At 35.8% G+C, this 1,905-nt stretch carries 2 protein-coding genes; one reads left to right on the plus strand and one right to left on the minus strand.

The genetic code is table 11. The features are described from left to right. On the plus strand, positions 1-608 hold a 608-nt coding region (locus tag D0T50_RS13425), incomplete at its 5' end, for a restriction endonuclease subunit S (RefSeq protein ID WP_203558252.1). Here the strand turns inward: D0T50_RS13425 and D0T50_RS13430 are convergent. After that, positions 597-1,905: restriction endonuclease subunit S (locus tag D0T50_RS13430; RefSeq protein WP_203558253.1), on the minus strand; the 1,309-nt coding region annotated here is incomplete at its 5' end. The two genes, D0T50_RS13425 and D0T50_RS13430, sit on opposite strands and share 12 nt — an antisense overlap.

Consider the following 1,905-nt stretch of genomic DNA (forward strand, 5'->3'; position numbering starts at 1 on the left):
GCATAAAAGCAGAACGCTTAGAGAGCAAAAAGAAGGCTTCAAAAACAAGTGATAACTCACATTATGAGAACTTGCCCTTTGAGATACCCAAAAACTGGGCATGGTCTACGCTTGGAGACTTATGTGATTATGGAAAGTGTCATAGCATAAATGCAAGTCAAATTCCTCCTAATGGTTGGGTACTTGACTTAGAAGATATAGAAAAAGATACTGGCACTCTACTTGCTAGGGTCAATAAAGACTTGCGAAAAACAACTAGTTCGAAACACATATTTAAGCAAGGGAATGTGTTGTACAGCAAATTAAGAACTTATTTGAACAAAGTTGTTATAGCAGATCAAGATGGATACTGTACCACGGAAATTATTCCATTGGATTTTGGGAGTTACGTTAGTCCCGAATATGCTCGCTATGTGCTAATGTCAAATATGTTTTTAGAGTATACCGCACAGTGTGGTTATGGGGTTAAAATGCCACGATTAGGCACAAATGACGGAAGAAAAGCACCATTTCCATTGCCTCCATTAAAAGAGCAACATCTAATAGTTACTAAAATTGAGCAAACCATTGAGATGTTAAACAAAATGATGTTAGAATTATTGTACTAATAATGAGGCATCATCAAGCAACGTATGCAAATTTTGGACTGTTCCTACAATTCTAACTTGCTCGTTATATGGAGGTATAGGATAAAACCAACTTAGAATGTTGTCATTGTTTATGGAAGGAGAGTTGTCTCCCTTCATAAATTGATTTAATCCATTGACAACAAAATCTGAGAGCATCATATAATAAAGATATCTTGGATGTAAAGCAATCATCGGTTTACAGACAAAAAAACCAGTGGATGCGATACAAGAAGAAAGAGTCTTATCTATGTAAGCAATATTCCTCAAATAAGGTCTTACCATTGAAAATATAGTATCGCCATCATTCACTTCCCGAGTGGCTCTGCTCGGTGCTTCGCTTGTCAGTATCACTTTGGGTGATTTGACTATATTCTGAATATTATCTATTGCATCAATATCAATATAGCAGAATGATTTTTCTATAGGTTTCACACTTGTCATAGGCTTAAAACACTCATAACCACTTAGCCATACCCAGTTTTTGGGTATCTCAAAGGGCAAGTTCTCATAATGTGAGTTATCACTTGTTTTTGAAGCCTTCTTTTTGCTCTCTAAGCGTTCTGCTTTTATGCGTTTGAGCAATGCAGAAGCTGGTTCATCGTTCGGATCTTGCGGAACGAGTTTGCCTCGTATAGCAAGGTCGAGAACTCTATATTTGGCAGCCTTAATGAAGATAGATAACTGTTCTTTATTGTCCTCAATATTTTCAACAATAAATTCCAATTTTGATGTTTCCTGAGATATTTTTATTTGTTCCTTATATGGAGGTAAAGGAACCAATATTTCACGCATTGCTAAAAGAGACAGATTTTTTATAGTTGATCCAGTAGCTTGATCATGAGCATAAGCATGAAAATACTTACTGTCAATAATGTTCTTTATATATGATAAATCTATATTTTCGCAAACGTTAAAATAGCACGCACTTTTACCCAAAATAATTTGCTCTGAATTGAAGAATGCAATATTTCCGAGTGTGCCATTAATTGACACTAATACAGTCCGTTTAGTGAGGGGTTTTTGATATCTTTCATACTCTGATATGTGAACAGTTTTAGTCGATGCCCTTATGATGATTTTCCCATCTTCTAAATTATTACCATTTATAAAAAAGTAATCTCCATTTTCATCATATTTTGGTGTCCCATGTATACCATCGCCGAGTACTGTAATAATGTTTCCCAATCTACACCACTCCCAACTCTCAGGTATCTCAAACGGTATCTCCTCGTCGATACATTTCACAGTTCCGTCGGCGAACTTCTCGTAATATGAT

It is taken from the genome of Bacteroides sp. 214 (genome assembly GCF_010501015.1).
Classification (GTDB): domain Bacteria; phylum Bacteroidota; class Bacteroidia; order Bacteroidales; family Bacteroidaceae; genus Bacteroides.